We start from the raw sequence: 15,458 nt of genomic DNA on the forward strand, positions 1-15,458 counted from the left end.
GGACGTGACGCCCCTTCGGACGGTTGCCTTGTGTGAGGGATATCACTCACACAGCTTCTTCATGGGTTGAGCATGCAGGCTGGTCCGCGACGTAGGGCAAGGCAGGGAAACCACGGCCGGGGGGACGGGCGTGGCTGACCGGATCCGCCAGGGACGGAAGGAGCCTCGGACAAGTGAGCTGGCTGGGAACCGCCGCGAGAGCACGGGCCGATCGCGCGCCGTCCGCCATTCCGGGGACGGGTAACGGGCCGGGCGCGGCGCCGGCCGTTCCGCCGGACCTGCTGCCGGGCATCCCCCGGCAGCGCCCCTCCCGGCCGGCCCTCGTGACGGCGGAGCAGGCAGCGCTGCCGGCGCCCCCGCGGCGACGGCCGTGGCGGCTGCTGCCCACTCCCGCCGGCACCCCCTTCACCTTCGGCTACGCCCTCCTCCTCGTGGCCACCTCGCTCTTCGCCGAGTACGCCGACCCGGCGCTGGTCTCCGACCTGCTGCAGGGCTCCAGTACGGACGTCGTCCACCTGGCACAGGCCCCGCTGCTGGTGCTCGTCGCCAGCGCCCTGTGGATCGCGGGCGGTATGACCTCCGCGTACGCCATCGGCTTCCTCTTCGTCCTGACGGCGCTGGAGCGGCGGATCGGCGGGCTGCGCACCGCCGCCGTCTTCTTCGGCGGCCATGCGCTGGCCACCCTCGCCACCGAGCTGCCCGTCGCCTTCTCGGTCGCCGCCGGCCGGCTGCCGGAGAGCTCGCTGCACCGTCTCGACTACGGCATCAGCTTCGGCGTGATGACCAGCATCGGAGCCCTCGCGGGCCTGCTGCCCGCCTGGTTGCGCTGGCCCGTGCTGGCCGGCGTCGGGTACGTGGCCGTGACCGATCTGCTCGCCTCCATCGACCCGATGACCGACTGGGGGCATCTGCTCTCGCTTACCCTGGGGCTGGTGAGCTGGCCGCTGCTGCGCCGCTGGCGCACCCGGCACGCCCGGCCCGCGCCGTTCCTGGGCGACCTGGGGCACCAGGCGCTGCGGGGCGTGCGGACCTACTGAGCGCCCGGCGGCCGCGGGCTCACGGCCGCACGGCCGAGCGGTACGTATGGGCGATGGCGTAGGCGCAGCCGCCCAGCAGCGCCACGCCGGACAGCACACCGCTGACGAACGGCACCCATGCCACGGCCGAGGTCGCCGCCATGACCAGCCCGGTCACCCCGAGCGCGGTCAGCGCGACACCGGGGACGGCGATGCTGCGCCGCTGCCAGATCGCCGACAGCGCGATGAAGTGCAGACCGACGATCAGCGCGGTCCAGGCCACGGCGGTCGGCTCGGGGGCGCCCGCGGCCCGGAGCGCGAGATTGCCGCCGATCAGCAGCACCACCTCGGCCCCCACGACGAACGCGAACCGCCCCCGGAACCAGTCCGCCCGGGGACCCTCGGCGCCCTCGGCGGGCTGCCCGCGGCGCCCGGCCCGCAGCGCCAGCGTCAGCAGCCCGGCGAAGGTGAGCACCGCGAGCACCCGCAGGGCGATACCGAGCGCGGGATTCAGCGGGGCGTGTGCATTGGCGACCACGAAGACCGTGCCGAAGAATGCGCCGATGAAGACTCCGGACGTCCGCTGCAACATGCGGTGAAGGTAGCAGTCATGACGGGGTGTGAGGACACAGGCGGCGGGTCTTCCGTACGGACCGCCCGGCCCCGGCCGACGCCCTGCCCGAGCCGTCCGGGGGCCCGGCAGCCCCTTGCCCGAGCCGTCCGGGGACCCGGCCGGACCGCTATCCCAGCCACATGAGCATGCCGTCCCCCTGGTCCGCCGCCGTGCGGAAGAACGGCCGCAGCTGCTCGTAATGCTCGCGCACATAGTCCAGGGACTCGCCCCGCTCCCAGACGATCGCCGGGTACACCTCCGCCGCGGCCAGATCCGCCGGGCCGACGCCCTCCGTCAGCCGTTCGCCGGATATCTCCGCCAGCGCCCCGGCGGCGGCCCGCACCTGCTCGGGGGTGAGGTATCGGGGCGGGCCGTAGCCCCAGTCGTCGGCATCCGGGACGGCCGCCTCGCCATGGACGATGTCCACCGGGAAGGCCGCCCGGCGCAGCAGGAATCCGAGTGCGTCCCAGGCCTTGTCGACGTCCATGCAGCGCGCCGGCGCGGACTGCGAAGACCCGGCCGCCTCCGTCTCCGTCTCCGCCTCTGCTTCCGCCTCCATCCACTCGCCGACCAGCTCCAGCGCCCACTCGGGATCGCCCAGGGCGCGGTCGAGTTCGGCAGGGGTGACACATGCGTACTGTCCGATCATGCTCATGGTCTTGAGGCTAGAGGCGGCCACTGACAACACCGGCCGGCGATGGGGCCGTTGCTCTCCCGCAGCGAGCGAATCAGGCCAGGGGCGGGGTGCCGTGGCCGCCTGGGAGAATGGCGGCCCCTTCCGAGCGCGGCCTCGTGCGGCGCTTGCCGGCCGCAGGAGTGCACCCGCCTTGTCCCCAGACCGCATGCCATCGACCGACCACGAGCAATCGATTCCGGACACCGCCGATCTCGGCCTGCAGGCCGACTGCGGCAGCTGCTTCGGGCTCTGCTGTGTCGCGCTGCCGTTCGCGGCCTCGGCGGACTTCGCGATCGACAAGGACGCCGGCCGGCCCTGCCCGAACCTGCAGACGGACTTCCGCTGCGGCATCCACACCGACCTTCGCCGGCGCGGCTTCTCCGGCTGCACCGTCTTCGACTGCTTCGGCGCCGGGCAGAAGGTCTCCCAGGTCACCTTCGGCGGACGGGACTGGCGCCGGGCCCCGGAGACCGCCCGGCAGATGTTCGACGTCTTCCCCGTCATGCGGCAGCTGCACGAACTCCTCTGGTACCTGGCCGAGGCGCTGGCCCGGCCGGCGGCCCGTCCGGTGCACGCCGAGCTGCGGGCCGCGCTGGAGAAGACCGAAGGCCTCACCCGCGCGGGCGCCCAGGAGCTCACGGCGCTCGATGTGCCGGCCCACCGGGGCGAGGTCAACGCCCTGCTGCTGCGCACCAGCGAGCTCGTACGGGCCGGGGTGCCGGGCCGCAAGAAGGAGCGGCGGGGAGCCGATCTCATGGGGGCCCGCCTCAAGGGGGCGCGTCTCCGGGGCGCCAACCTCCGCGGTGCCTACCTCATCGCCGCCGACCTCAAGGGCGCCGATCTGCGCACCGCCGACCTGATCGGTGCCGATCTGCGGGACGCCGACCTCAGCGGTGCCGATCTCACCGGCGCCCTCTTCCTGACCCAGTCGCAGCTCAACGCGGCCAAGGGCGACGCGGCGGCCAAGCTGCCGCAGGGCTTGTCCCGCCCCGCCCACTGGTAGCGCGCCGCGTCCGATCGCTCACAGCGAACGCACAGCGGGGAACATCTCCTGATCCGGCTGCATTGAGTGGGTAAAGCTCAACTTGCTTGCCGAAGGGGAGATCATGGCTTCGACGTCCACTCCGCTCACTCTGCCCGTGCTGCCCCTCGATGACGAGGTCGTGCTCCCCGGCATGGTGGTGCCCCTGGACCTGTCCGACGCGGACGTACGGGCAGCGGTGGAGGCCGCGCAGGCCGCCGCCACCCCGGGTAACAAACCGCGGGTGCTGCTCGTTCCCCGCGTCGACGGCACCTACGCCGGCATCGGCACGCTCGGGCGGATCGAGCAGGTCGGGCGGCTGTCCGACGGCGATCCCGGGGCCCTGATCCGGGGCCTGGGCCGGGTGCGGATCGGCTCCGGCACGACCGGGCCCGGCGCCGCCCTCTGGGTGGAGGGCACGGCCGTCGAGGAGACGGTCCCCGAGCCTCTGCCCGGCGCGGTGACCGAACTCGTCACGGAGTACAAGGCGCTGGCCACCAGCTGGCTGCGCAAGCGCGGCGCCTGGCAGGTCGTCGACCGCGTCCAGCAGATCGAGGACGTCCCGACGCTGGCCGACAACTCCGGCTACTCGCCGTTCCTGACCACCGAACAGAAGGTCCATCTGCTGGAGACCGCCGATCCGGTCGCCCGGCTGAAGTTCGCCACCGAGGCGCTGCGCGAGCACCTGGCCGAGCAGGACGTCGCCGAATCCATCGCCAAGGACGTCCAGGAAGGCGTCGACAAGCAGCAGCGGGAGTTCCTGCTGCGGCGGCAGCTGGAGGCGGTCCGCAAGGAACTCGCCGACCTGAACGGCGATCCGGAGGACGAGAGCGACGACTACCGCGCCCGGGTCGAGGCCGCCGACCTGCCCGAGGACGTCCGCAAGGCCGCCCTCAAGGAGGTCGACAAGCTGGAGCGGTCCAGCGACCAGAGCCCCGAGGGCTCCTGGATCCGCACCTGGCTGGACACCGTCCTGGAACTGCCCTGGAACGAACGCACCGAGGACGCCTACGACATCACCGGCGCCAGGGAGGTGCTGGACGCCGACCACTTCGGCCTGGAGGACGTCAAGGAGCGGATCACCGAATACCTGGCCGTCCGCAAGCGACGGGCCGAGCGGGGCCTCGGGCCGGTCGGCGGGCCGTCGAAGGGGACATCGCGCGGCGATGCGGGCCAGGGCGGCGGGCGACGTGCGGGCGGCGCCGTGCTGGCGCTCGTCGGGCCGCCCGGGGTCGGCAAGACCTCGCTCGGCGAGTCCGTCGCGCGGGCCATGGGCCGGAAGTTCGTCCGGGTCGCGCTCGGCGGCGTCCGGGACGAGGCGGAGATCCGCGGCCACCGCCGTACGTACGTCGGCGCGCTCCCCGGCCGGATCGTACGGGCCATCAAGGAGGCCGGGTCGATGAACCCGGTGGTGCTGCTCGACGAAATCGACAAGGTGGGCTCCGACTTCCGGGGCGACCCGGCCGCCGCCCTCCTGGAGGTCCTGGACCCGGCGCAGAACCACACCTTCCGTGATCACTACCTGGAGGTCGAACTCGACCTCAGCGATGTGGTCTTCCTGGCCACCGCCAATGTCCTCGAAGCCATCCCCGAGCCGCTGCTCGACCGGATGGAGCTGGTGCGCCTGGACGGCTACACCGAGGACGAGAAGGTCGTCATCGCCCGGGACCACCTGCTGCCGCGCCAGCTGGAGCGGGCCGGTCTGGAGACCGGCGAGGTGACCCTGGAGGACGACGCGCTGCGCAAGCTGGCGGGGGAGTACACCCGTGAGGCGGGCGTACGGAATCTGGAGCGCGCCGTCGCCAGGCTGCTGCGGAAGGTCACCGCACAGCACGAACTGGGGGAGCGGGAGCTGCCGTTCACGGTCGGCACGGACCAGCTGCGCCCGCTGATCGGGCGGCCGCACCACACCCCGGAGGCGGCGCAGGACCCGGCCGAGCGGCGCACCGCGGTGCCCGGGGTGGTCACCGGACTCGCGGTCACCGGCGCGGGCGGCGATGTCCTCTATGTGGAGGCCTCGCTCGCCGATCCGGAGACCGGCGCTTCCGGGCTCCAGCTGACCGGCCAGCTCGGTGACGTGATGAAGGAGTCCGCGCACATCGCGCTGTCGTTCCTGCGCTCCCACGGTGCCGAACTGGAGCTTCCGGTCGCCGACCTGAAGGAGCGCGGTGTGCATCTGCACGTACCGGCGGGCGCCGTCCCCAAGGACGGGCCGAGCGCGGGCGTGACGATGACGACGGCGCTGGCCTCGCTGCTGTCGGGCCGGCAGGTCCGGCCGGAGGTGGCGATGACCGGTGAGGTCTCGCTGACCGGGCGGGTGCTGCCGATCGGCGGCGTCAAGCAGAAGCTGCTGGCGGCGCACCGGGCCGGGATCACCACCGTCATCATCCCCCGGCGCAATGAACCGGACCTGGACGACGTACCGGCCGAGATCCTGGACTCCCTGGAGGTCCACCCGGTCGCCGATGTCCGCCAGGTGCTGGAACTGGCGCTGACCCCGGCCGCGCACGGGGCCGCCCCGGAGATATCGGTCGCGGCCTGAGGGGCACGGCCTGAGGGCACGGCCTGACGGCCCCGGCCTCACGGACCCGGCCGGAAACGGTACGGGCCCCTGCCGCACCCGGTGTGCGGCAGGGGCCCGCTCGTGCGTACGGCCCGGGCGTGGAGAGGGGCCGCACGCCCGTGCATCAGCCGTTGGCGAGGGCCTTGAGACGGTCCAGCGCGCCGTTGAAGCGGTTGTGGTCACCGACCGTCGTGCCGGACGAGGTGTACTGCCAGATGGTGTGGAAGCCCCAGCCGGCCGGGAGTTCGCCGGCCGAGGAGCCGTAGCGCGGTATCCACAGCGGGTTGACGGCGCCGAAGGCGGCGGAGTTGCCGGTGCACTGCTTCCACCAGCTGGTGGAGGTGTAGATGACGGCGTCCCGGCCGGTACGCGCCTTGTAGGTGGCGAACCAGTCCTTCATCCAGTTCACCAGGCCGGCCGCGCTCAGCCCGTAACAGGTCGCGCCGTAGGGGTTGTACTCCATGTCGAGCGCGCCGGGCAGCGTCTTGCCGTCCCGGGACCAGCCGCCGCCGTGATTGACGAAGTAGGTGGCCTGGGCGGCACCGCTGGAGGTGTCGGGCGTCGCGAAGTGGTACGCGCCCCGGATCATGCCGGTGTTGTAGGAGCCGTTGTACTGCTGCGCGAAGGACGGATTGGTGTAGCTGGTGGACTCGGTCGCCTTGACATAGGCGAAGCGGACGCCGCTGTTCCAGAGCGTCGACCAGGCGACGCTGCCGTTGTGGCTGCTGACGTCCACACCCTCGACGGACGCGAGTGACGACGCCGGCGGTGTGGTGCCGGCCACGGTGCCCTCGTGCCGGGCGATCTGGGAACCGGCCCAGTCCTGGCCCGGGTGGCGGGGCTCGGGCGCGCGCCGGGTGGCCGTGGCTCCGGCGGTACCCGGCAGCCCGAGGAGGAGGGAGAGGACCGCGAGGAGGACCCCGGCCAGGGTCGTGAGGGAGCGTGCGGGTCGGTGGGGGAAGCCGGATCTGAGCACGGACATACGTGCCTCCGAAGATCTCGGTGGGTGACCTGAGGGGGGAGGAACTGACGGCATGGCGCAGGCGTGCGGACGCGGCGGTGCGACGGGCAGGGCGCGCGGCGGACCGTTGACAGCCCGGGGCCTCTTGGTATGCCCATGCCAGAAATGACGGTACGCGCGTAGAACGACGTGACAAAAGAGGGGCGCCGTGCTGCCGTTGGTCTACTCCTGCGAAATACTGGCCGAGCTGCGGCTTCAGTCGCCGATGGCGGAAACTTTCAGGTGAGGGAAAGCGAGAAGGGGCGCTGACGTGCACAACACCGGAGCCGACGGTACGACGGCGGACGGCGAACCAATTGGTGTGGACCACGTATTTCTGGCCCTGGAACGCGAATTGGCGGTATTTCTCCGCCGGGCCCGTGCCTCGTCCGGCGAACTGGCACGAGAGGTACATCCTGACCTGGAGCCCTCCGCGTACGGCCTCCTCGTCCGGCTGGCCGACGCCGGCACCCAGCGGGCCACCGGCCTCGCCGGCTTCTTCGGCGTCGGCAAGGCCACGATGAGCCGCCAGTTGCACGCCCTGGAAAAGCTCGGACTCATCGCCCGCGAGCCGGATCCCGCCGACGGCCGTGCCGTCCTGGTACGCCTCACCGAGGAGGGCCGCGACCGCTTCACCCGCGTCCGCACCGGCCGCCGCGCCCAGTACGCCCGCCGCCTCGCCTCCTGGGACCGCACCGAGGTCGCCGAACTCGCCCGTCTGCTGCACCGGCTGAACACGGAGCAGGAGGGGGACGAGGTCTAGGGGCGTCTCTCCTGGGGGGCGTCCTGCACGGCGGGGAGTGGTGGCCTCGGCCCCCGGGACCCGCCTCGCCGTGGTGCCGTTCCCCGACGCCGGGAGAAATTTCCCGTCCGCCGGTGTTTGTCACGGCGCCACAAAAGCCCGGGCACAACATCCCGGGGCACAAAATCCCAGCGCCCCCAGAGCCCAGCGCCCCCAAAGCCCGGCGCCCCAAATCCCGGCCCCGGAAGGAAACACCGCGCCACAAGAATCACGGAGCCATGGCGTCACGGCGCCGCTCCGTCACGGCGCCGCTCCGTCACGGCGCCACGAAGATCACCGCCGCGTCATCCCGCGCCTTGCCGCGCGGATACGCCGCACACTTCGGGTCCGCCGCCTCCGCCGCCCGGACCCGGTCGATCAGCGACTGCGGGCCCTGCCCGGCCACCAGCGCCACGCAGTCGGCCCAGGAGCCCTCGCGGAAGACCTCCGTCCAGCGGCCCGCACCGTCGCTGAGCGCGGTCAGCGAACGCAGGCCGGAGCGCGGCACGCTGCCGGACACCGCCCGGGTGGCCACCGCCGGGTCGGCGGCCGCGGTGAAGAAGCCCCCCTCCGCGTTGCGCAGTGCCTCGACCGCGCGGGCGTACTTCCGGCCCGCCGCGGCCCGTTCCGCCGATCCGCGGGGCAGTGCCCGGACGGCCGCGCGCCGGTCGCGGACCGCGGGCGGCAGCTCGTCCAGCCGCGGGTCGAGCACCGGCTGCACCGAGCCGTCCGCCCACTCCAGGAGCAGCACCGAATCGGACAGGACGAGGTATTCGACGGTGTCCCCGGACCACCGTGCGGAGACCACGGTTGCCTGTGGAGTGCGGGCGTGAGAAAGGTCACAGGTTGACCGGTGAGTATCGGCCGTCCGGGAGATGGCCGAGGAGAGAACCTCAGCGAGCGTCATATCCCGGTGTGAAACCGACAGTTCGAGCATTGCGCCACCGAGGCGGGCGGTGAACCACGGCACCGTGTGGCGGCAGCCGTAGTCCTCCTCGGGAGGCGTCACCCCGTCCAGCAGGACGAGGGCTCCGCCCTGGCCGGCGGCCGGCAGGGCGACCGATGCGTAGTCCTCGTTTGGGCGTTGGGGGTCACCCGGCTCGGTGGCGAGTTCGATGCGCATGGCCGTCAGTCTGCCGGAGGTCCCGGCTCCGACCCCGGCGGCAGGGGCCGGCGGCGGCGCCGGAGGGCGGCCGGGGCGGCGGCGTACCGGAGGTAAGGACCGCCGGGGCGGCGGCGTGCGGGCGCGCATCCTTCCAGGAGCCGGACGCATCTCCAAACCCGTTCGGGGGCGGGACGACGTTGCGGCCGAAAACGTTGGCGCACGGAAGTTGATGGTCAAACTCCGATTGATGTTCACTCGTTCAGGTGGCCGGGCATGTGTTGCCGAGCCACTGCGCGGCGCCGGTGGAATGGTCGTTGCCCGGTCATGGGGTGGGGCCAGGACGTTCGTCGCGACGCGCAGAGCCGGGCTGTTTCCCCTCGCGGAAGTGTGTGCTGCTGCGTCTTCGCGCAGGTCCGCCCCCGTGAGCGGAGAGCGAGCCGGGTCCGCGACGCCATATGGCGTGGACAGGCGAGACAGGAATGCGAGCAGCGGTGCGGAAGATGCGGCTTCGAGGCGGCGCAAGGAAGCCGGGATCACCGGCCGGTTCGGTCTCGGGACCGAGCACGGGCTCGGGTCCTGGTACGGGTCCGGGCATGACGGAGGGCGGCGAGGACCGTGCGGGACGGCGTCCCGCACGCGTGCGCAACCGGCTCGTCGGGGCGGTCGCCGTCGTGGCCGCCGCCGTCCTCGGCTCCGGCGTCCCCGGGCTGACGGCCACGGCCGACGACGCCACCCACAGCCAGCAACTGGTCGATCTGGCCGAGCTGAACGCGCAGGCCATCGCGCTGGCGCACTCCCTCGCCGACGAACGCGACGGTATGACCGCATACGTCGCCACCGGCCACGGCAGCCGTACGGCCGCGGGACTCGGCAACTCCGCCGTCAACGATGCGCGGGCCGCCCGGACGGACGACGCCGCGGCCCTGCGGGCCCAGCGGGCCCGCGTGGACCGGCAGATCGGCGAACTGCGCTCCGAGGCGCAGGACGCCTCGGGCGAGACCGCGGTGTACAAGGCCGCCGCCAAACTCCTGGGGGCGCTGCCGCAAACCCGTCAAAAGGCGCTGTCCGCGGGTGCATCGGCCGAGCAGATCCATACCGCCTATACCCAGACGATCCAGGCGCTCGGTGCGATCGGCGACGACATCGCCCGCGAACTGCCCGCCCGCGCGAACTCCGCCGACGCCGATATCCACGCGCTGCCCGCCCTCGGCCGTGCCGCCGAACAGGCCGCGGGCACCCGGGCCCTGCTGCTCGCCGCGCTCAAGGCGGGCGGCAGCCAGCCCCGGCTGACGAACCTCGCCCAGGTCGCGCACCTTCGCGAACAGGGCGCGCTCGGCGACTTCCAGCAGGCCGCGAGCCAGGGCGCCAGGGACCGATACGTCCGCACCGTCAACGGCGAGGACGTCAACACCGCCGAGCGCTATCTGGCCCGGCTGACCGACCAGCCCCGGCTGGACGCCACCGATCTGCGGCTCAGCCGCCAGCGGGTCCAGGCCACGCTCACCAGCCGCATCGGACTGATGCGCGGCGTCGAATCCGCCATGGCCACCGCCGACATCCAGCACCTCGGCGCGCTGCGCGACGACGACGTCACGGAGCTGGAGATCCGCATCGGCCTGGAAGGGCTGTGCCTGCTGCTGGCCGTCGGCGCCGGCGTCTGGGCCGCCCGCTCCCTGACCCAGCCGCTGGCCGCGCTGCGGATCGGCGCCAAGCGCCTGGCCGCCGACCCCGCACACGAGGACCCCCTCACCTACAAGGGCCGCAACGACGAATTCGCCACCACCGTGCGGTCCGTCAACGCGCTGCACGCCCAGGTCGGCGAGCTGGCGCGGCGCACCGCCGAGCTGGAGGGCGAGCGCAAGCGGCTGATCAGCGGCCGGCAGCGGCTGGTCGCCGAGCGCGAGGTGCTGCAGGACCAGGGCGAGGGCCTGAAGGAGGAGATCGCCGATCTCACCGAGCGGCTGGCGGCCCTGCACGCCGGTGTGCACGGCCGGTTCGTCAACCTCTCGCTGCGCACCCTCGGCCTCGTGGAGCGCCAGCTCGGCGTCATCGAGTCGCTGGAGGAGAGCGAGCAGGACCCGGAGCGGCTGGAAACCCTCTTCAAGCTCGACCACTTCGCCGCCCGGATGCGCCGCAACAGCGAGAACCTTCTCGTCCTGGCGGGCGCCGAGCAGTACAGCAACAACCACCAGGGCCCGGTACCGCTGCTGGACGTGATGCGCGCCTCGATCAGTGAGATCGAGCGCTACGAGCGGGTGCGTATCCAGTCGCTGCCGCCGCACTCCCAGGTCGCCGGATTCGCCGCGGACGACATCAGCCACCTGGTCGCCGAACTCCTGGAGAACGCCACCGCCTTCTCGCCGCCGGACGCCCATGTCGAGCTGTCCGGCTGGCTGCTGGAGAGCGGCGAGGTCATGCTCTCCGTCCAGGACGAGGGCATAGGGATGACCTCGGAGCGGATGGCCGAGCTCAACGAGCGGCTGACGGACGTCGAAGCCGCCTCGTTCTCCGAGACCGTCGACGAGGCGCTGGGTCTGGGCCTGTACGTCGTGGTGCGGCTGGCCGCCCGGCACGGCGTCCGGGTCCAGCTGCGGGACGCGAAGCAGGGCGGCGTCACGGCCGTCGTCGTCCTGCCCGGTTCGATCCTGCCGACCCGCCCGGCCCCGTCGGCCTCCCCGGCGAGTGCGCCCCAGGACGTGGCGCACACCCCGAGCCTGCCCGGCTCGGTCGCCGAGGCGAACTCCAACGCGCTGCCGACCAGGGCGGCCCGCAGAGACCCGGCAGCCCCGGCCGGCCCACCGGCCGCCGCCGCGGCCCCGGCCGGCGAGCCCGGCCAGGGTCCGGCCCAGGACACCCCCGCGCCGGCCGGGCAGCCGGCCGGCCGGGCAGCCGCGCCGGCGGCCGGCCACGACGGCACCCCGGACGCCGGCCCCGCGCCCGCCCCCGCCGCCGACCCGTTCGTCGCCGCCGCGGAGCGCGCGATCGACGCGGCCGGACTCGGCGTGCCGGACGGACCGGCACCCACCGAGCCGCAGCCCGCGGGCCCCACCACGTACTCCGGTTCCGAGCCGAGCCCGTACGGCCCGCAGTCGCCCGGCCCCTATGCCGCCACCACCAGCGGCGCCGGCGAGCACCTTCGGCCCGAGGACGACGCCGCCCCGGCCGCCACCCCGGCGGCGGACCCGGCCGCGGGCCGGTCCGCGGACCAGACGCCGGACGGCGCCGGAGCACCCTCGTCCGACCCCTACGCCATCGGTCCCGACCAGCACACGGGCCCCGGGACGGACGCGGCACCCACGGACACGGACGCGGCACCCGCCGACGTGTCCCCGGCCGGCACACCGGCCGACCCACAGACCGCCGCCGCCCCGCCCGCGGGGGAGCGGCGGACGACCTCCATGGGGCTGCCCAAGCGCACCCCCAAGGTCGTGGCGCAGCAACAGGCGCCGACCGCACCGCGCAAGAGCGGTTCGGCCAATGCCGAGGCGCTGCGGCGCCGCCTCGGCGGATTTCAGGCGGGGGCGCGAGACGGCCGGCGCGAGGTCGAAGCCGAGATCGCGGAACGTACAGCGGAGCTGACCATCCCACAGACGGACACCGACGGAGCGGGGGCCCCGGGAGAGAGCCACGTTGTCGAGGAGGCACGCGATTGAAGGCGCAAGCGCCCACTGCTTATGGACAAGGTCTGAGCAGTCAGGCAAGGAATCTGCATTGGCTGCTGACCAACCTGGTCGACGAGGTACCGGGAATCCGCTCGGTCGCGGTGGTCTCCTCCGACGGCCTGCTGCTGTTGTCGTCCGACCCGGGCCGGGCGGAGGAGGTGGCACGGCCGGGCGGGGGTGACGGTCCGCGGGGATCCAGCGCGGACCTGGCCACCATCGTCTCCGGGCTGGGCAGCCTCACCCAGGGTGCCGCGAAGCTGATGGACGGCGGGGCGGTCAAGCAGACGATGATCACGATGGACGAGGGCAGCGTGTTCGTCATGTCGATCAGTGACGGCTCGCTGCTCGGGGTGCATGCCACCCCGGACTGCGATATGAGCGTCATCGCCTACCACATGGCGCTGTTCGTCGGCCGGGCCGGTCATGTCCTCACCCCCGAACTCCGCAGTGAATTGCGTAAGTCGATGGAGAGCCCCCAGTGAGCGAACGTAGTGAGCGAACCATGGAGAGGTGCGCCCCGAGCGAGTGCGAGGGCGGACGAAGCGAGGTTTCGGCATGAGCAGCTCCCGCAAACTCCCCGTACGCGGCGGGGAGCGGAAACCCTCGCGCGTGCGGCCGTACTCGCTCACCGGCGGCCGGACGCGGTTCGGCCATGTCCTGCTCGTCGAGACGTTCGTGGCCGCGCTGGAGGCGCCCGAGGAACGGCGCGAGCTGACCTCCGGCGGCTGGGGCGACCGGGTGATGCCGGAGATGCGCGCGATCGTCGAGCTGTGCCGCCGGATGCGCTCGGTCGCGGAGATCTCCGCGCTCCTCAAGATGCCGCTGGGCGTGGTGCGTGTACTGCTCAGCGACCTCGCCGACCAGGGAAAGATTCGCGTCTACGGCACCGGGCACGGCTCCGGCCGGCCCGACCGCGCGCTGCTCGAAAGGGTGCTGAGTGGACTTCACAGGCTCTGACACGATATCGGCCGGGCCCACGGCGACCCCCGGTTCCGTGAGCCCGGCCGACCCGGCGGTCCAGGCCGCCGACGCGGGGCTGCAGAGCTGGCAGACGGACCGTTCGCGGGCGCCGGTCGCCACCAAGATCGTGGTGGCGGGCGGTTTCGGCGTCGGCAAGACCACGTTCGTCGGATCGGTCTCGGAGATCACCCCGCTCCAGACCGAGGCGGTGATGACCCAGGCCAGCGCGGAGACGGACGATCTGACCGCCACCCCGGAGAAGTCCACGACCACGGTCGCGATGGACTTCGGGCGGATCACCCTCGACCAGGAGCTGGTGCTGTACCTGTTCGGCACGCCCGGGCAGCAGCGCTTCTGGTTCATGTGGGACGACCTGGTGCGCGGTGCGATCGGTGCGATCGTGATGGCCGACACCCGGCGTCTGGAGGACTGCTTCCCGGCACTGGACTACTTCGAGAGCTGCGGACTGCCGTATGTCGTCGCGGTCAACCACTTCGAGGGGACCGAGGCCTTCGCCGTCGAGCATGTGCGCGACGCGCTGACCGTGCCGCCGCACGTGCCCGTTGTGATCATGGACGCGCGGAAGCGGGTCACGGTGATCGAGTCGCTGCTCGCGCTGGTCGGCCACGCTCTGGAGACCGCGCCCGAGTAACCGGCCCCCGTACGGGGCCACGGCCCCGTACGGGCCACCCTCCCCCTTCCCCTCCCCGAACACCAGCAGTAGCAGAGAAGAGTGCCGCCATGCGGAAAATACTCGTCATCGGAGCCGGCCAGTCCGGTCTCCAGCTCGCCCTCGGTCTCCAGACCAAGGGCTACGAGGTCACCCTCATGTCCAACCGCACGGCCGACGAGATCCGCGCCGGCCGGGTCATGTCGACGCAGTGCATGTTCCACACCGCGCTCCAGCACGAGCGCGACCTCCAGATCAATTTCTGGGAGAACCAGGCCCCGCGCATCGAGGGCCTGGGCGTCTCGGTCGCCGCCCCCGGCAGCCATGAGGCCCCCGAGGGCTCGCAGCGCGCCATCGACTGGGTCGGCAAGCTGGACGGCTATGCCCAGTCCGTCGACCAGCGGGTGAAGATGGCCGGCTGGATGGAGACCTTCGCGCAGCGCGGCGGCCAGCTCGTCATCCACGGCGCCGCCGTCTCCGACCTGGACTTCTTCGCGAGCCGCTACGACCTGACGCTGGTCTCGGCCGGCAAGGGCGAGCTGGTGTCCATGTTCGGCCGGGACGCCTCCCGCTCGCCCTACGACACCCCGCAGCGCGCGCTCGCCGTCTCCTACGTCCACGGCATGGGCCCGCGCCCCGAGCACCCCGAGTTCGAAGCGGTGCGCTGCAACCTGGTGCCCGGCGTCGGTGAGCTGTTCGTCATGCCGACGTACACCACCTCCGGCCGCGCCGACATCCTCTTCTGGGAGGGCATACCCGGCGGTCCGCTGGACGCCTTCCAGGGCGTCAAGGACCCCAACGAGCACCTTGCCCTGACGCTGGAGCTGATGGAGAAGTTCCTGCCCTGGGAGTACGCCCGCTCCACCAAGGTCGAGCTGACCGACGCCAACGGCACGCTGGCCGGCCGCTACGCCCCCACCGTGCGCCACCCCATCGGCCGGCTGCCCTCCGGCGGTCTGGTGCTCGGTGTCGCGGACGTCGTGGTCGCCAATGACCCGATCACCGGCCAGGGCTCCAACTCGGCCTCCAAGTGCGCCGCCTCCTACCTGTCCTCCATCGTCGAGCGCGGTGACCAGCCCTTCGACGCGGAGTGGATGCAGGGCACCTTCGAGCGCTACTGGAACACCGCCCAGTACGTCACCAAGTGGACCAACGCGATGCTGGCCCCGCCGCCGGAGCACATCCTCAACCTCATCGGCGCGGCCGGCCAGCTGCAGCCGGTTGCCGACCGCTTCGCCAACGGCTTCAACGACCCGTCCGACTTCGAGAACTTCTTCTACGAGCCGGAGAAGACGAATGCGTACCTGGCTTCTCTGACGGGCTGAAAACCGCCTGCGGCGGGGGCCGTCCTCCCGCCTGGGCGGGTGGCACCGCCGTGCCTGCTCCTCCCC

The 15,458-nt window shown here is 72.4% G+C and carries 13 protein-coding genes; 9 read left to right on the forward strand and 4 right to left on the reverse strand.

Annotated elements, in window-relative coordinates:
* Window positions 1-173: 173 nt before the first annotated feature.
* Complete coding sequence (locus ACGFR7_RS06770) at window positions 174-1,037, forward strand: rhomboid-like protein (RefSeq protein ID WP_393313904.1); 864 nt, start codon at window positions 174-176, stop codon at window positions 1,035-1,037.
* A 19-nt stretch (window positions 1,038-1,056) separates the two neighbouring features.
* On the opposite strand, the gene ACGFR7_RS06775 is transcribed toward ACGFR7_RS06770, so the two are convergent.
* Both ACGFR7_RS06775 and ACGFR7_RS06780 read right to left on the reverse strand, forming a co-directional pair.
* The gene (locus tag ACGFR7_RS06775) at window positions 1,057-1,608 is read right to left on the reverse strand and encodes a hypothetical protein (protein WP_393313907.1); all 552 of its coding nucleotides are present in this window, start codon (window positions 1,606-1,608) and stop codon (window positions 1,057-1,059) included.
* Between the two features lie 148 nt (window positions 1,609-1,756).
* The gene (locus ACGFR7_RS06780; RefSeq protein ID WP_393313910.1) at window positions 1,757-2,284 is read right to left on the reverse strand and encodes a YfbM family protein; all 528 of its coding nucleotides are present in this window, start codon (window positions 2,282-2,284) and stop codon (window positions 1,757-1,759) included.
* 187 nt (window positions 2,285-2,471) lie between these two features.
* On the opposite strand from ACGFR7_RS06780, the gene ACGFR7_RS06785 reads away from it, so the two are divergent.
* Together ACGFR7_RS06785 and lon are read left to right on the forward strand one after the other, a co-directional pair.
* Complete coding sequence (locus tag ACGFR7_RS06785; RefSeq protein WP_393313913.1) at window positions 2,472-3,308, forward strand: pentapeptide repeat-containing protein; 837 nt, start codon at window positions 2,472-2,474, stop codon at window positions 3,306-3,308.
* 103 nt (window positions 3,309-3,411) lie between these two features.
* A complete protein-coding gene (lon, locus tag ACGFR7_RS06790; protein ID WP_393313916.1) occupies window positions 3,412-5,868 on the forward strand; it encodes an endopeptidase La in 2,457 nt (818 codons plus the stop codon).
* Window positions 5,869-6,013: 145 nt separating this feature from the next.
* Here the strand turns inward: lon and ACGFR7_RS06795 are convergent, their stop codons facing one another.
* Entirely contained in the window at window positions 6,014-6,871 is an 858-nt protein-coding gene (locus ACGFR7_RS06795; protein ID WP_393313918.1) for a lysozyme, read from the reverse strand.
* A gap of 289 nt (window positions 6,872-7,160) precedes the next feature.
* Between ACGFR7_RS06795 and ACGFR7_RS06800 the strand changes: the two genes are divergently transcribed.
* Entirely contained in the window at window positions 7,161-7,652 is a 492-nt protein-coding gene (locus ACGFR7_RS06800) for a MarR family winged helix-turn-helix transcriptional regulator (RefSeq protein WP_393313921.1), read from the forward strand.
* Window positions 7,653-7,947: 295 nt separating this feature from the next.
* Here ACGFR7_RS06800 and ACGFR7_RS06805 read toward each other — a convergent pair whose 3' ends face one another.
* Window positions 7,948-8,793, reverse strand: coding sequence for a hypothetical protein (locus tag ACGFR7_RS06805; RefSeq protein ID WP_393313924.1), 846 nt, complete (start codon window positions 8,791-8,793; stop codon window positions 7,948-7,950).
* A 575-nt stretch (window positions 8,794-9,368) separates the two neighbouring features.
* On the opposite strand from ACGFR7_RS06805, the gene ACGFR7_RS06810 reads away from it, so the two are divergent.
* From ACGFR7_RS06810 to ACGFR7_RS06830, 5 genes are all read left to right on the forward strand, one after another.
* Entirely contained in the window at window positions 9,369-12,428 is a 3,060-nt protein-coding gene (locus tag ACGFR7_RS06810; protein ID WP_393313927.1) for a nitrate- and nitrite sensing domain-containing protein, read from the forward strand.
* Window positions 12,425-12,919 carry a roadblock/LC7 domain-containing protein gene (locus ACGFR7_RS06815; RefSeq protein ID WP_393313930.1) on the forward strand — a complete coding sequence of 165 codons (495 nt, stop codon included), beginning with the start codon at window positions 12,425-12,427 and terminating at the stop codon, window positions 12,917-12,919. Before ACGFR7_RS06810 ends, ACGFR7_RS06815 begins: the two co-directional genes overlap by 4 nt.
* Before the next feature lie 73 nt (window positions 12,920-12,992).
* On the forward strand, window positions 12,993-13,394 hold the full coding sequence (locus tag ACGFR7_RS06820; protein WP_086720132.1) for a DUF742 domain-containing protein: 402 nt from the start codon (window positions 12,993-12,995) through the stop codon (window positions 13,392-13,394).
* 37 nt (window positions 13,395-13,431) lie between these two features.
* Window positions 13,432-14,049: an ATP/GTP-binding protein gene (locus ACGFR7_RS06825; protein WP_393313933.1), complete on the forward strand. Its 618-nt coding sequence runs from the start codon at window positions 13,432-13,434 to the stop codon at window positions 14,047-14,049.
* Between the two features lie 89 nt (window positions 14,050-14,138).
* Window positions 14,139-15,392 carry a styrene monooxygenase/indole monooxygenase family protein gene (locus ACGFR7_RS06830; RefSeq protein WP_393313936.1) on the forward strand — a complete coding sequence of 418 codons (1,254 nt, stop codon included), beginning with the start codon at window positions 14,139-14,141 and terminating at the stop codon, window positions 15,390-15,392.
* Window positions 15,393-15,458 lie beyond the last annotated feature (66 nt).

The organism is Streptomyces sp. NPDC048516 (genome assembly GCF_043199875.1).
GTDB lineage: Bacteria > Actinomycetota > Actinomycetes > Streptomycetales > Streptomycetaceae > Streptomyces.